Annotated in this window: 1 protein-coding gene; it reads right to left on the bottom strand. The window is 69.7% G+C overall.

Annotated features, from left to right (window positions below; translation table 11 throughout):
- Positions 1-825: phosphoribosylamine--glycine ligase (locus BN903_RS04425; RefSeq protein WP_369317831.1), on the bottom strand; the 825-nt coding region annotated here is incomplete at both ends.

Raw genomic sequence — 825 nt, 5'->3', positions numbered from 1 at the left:
GTACAGCAGCGCGTCGCCGACGCTCTCCTCGTCGACGGCGATCTCAGCGCCCGCGTCGGGGTCGGTCGGGTAGCCGTCGGGCACCGCGTACTTACAGACGGTCGCCTCGCCGGAGAAGTCGAGTTCGGGGAGCGAGTCCCCGTCGCGGGCGGCGGTCAACACGTCGAGGAAGGGCGTCTCTAAGACGGGGAGCGTGTTCATCGCCTCGGGGTCGCCGAAGCGGGCGTTGAACTCGACGACCTTCGGGCCCGCGTCGGTGAGCATGAACTGGCCGTAGAGGACGCCCTTGTAGTCGGGGAGCGCGCCGACGACTGCCTCCAGCACCGCGACGGCTGCGTCGTAGTCGCCTTCGGCCATGAACGGCAGCGAGGGACCGATGTCGGAGTACGACCCCATGCCGCCGGTGTTCGGCCCCTCGTCGCCCTCGTAGGCTCGCTTGTGGTCCTGGACCGCGGGCGTCGCTCGCACGTCGCCGTTCGCGACGAACGCCTGAATCGTGAACTCCTCGCCGACGAGCCGCTCCTCCAAGACGACGCGGTCGTAGTCGGAGTCGCGGAGGTAGGCTTTCGCCTCCTCGCGGGTCACCTGGTCGCCGATGACCTTCACGCCCTTGCCGCCGGTGAGTCCCGCGGGTTTGACCGCGAGGTCGCCGTCGTAGTCGTCGACGTACTCGCAGGCGGCCTCCGTGTCGTCGAACACCTCGTAGTCGGGACAGCCCGGGATCGACGCCTCCTCCATGAACCGGCGCTGGTACGCCTTGTCCGTCTCCAGTCGCGCCTCCGCGGCCCGCGGGCCGAACGCGTAGACGCCGGGCGTCGTCGAGCG

Source organism: Halorubrum sp. AJ67 (assembly GCF_000513435.1).
This window is presented reverse-complemented; position numbering and strand designations above follow the sequence as displayed.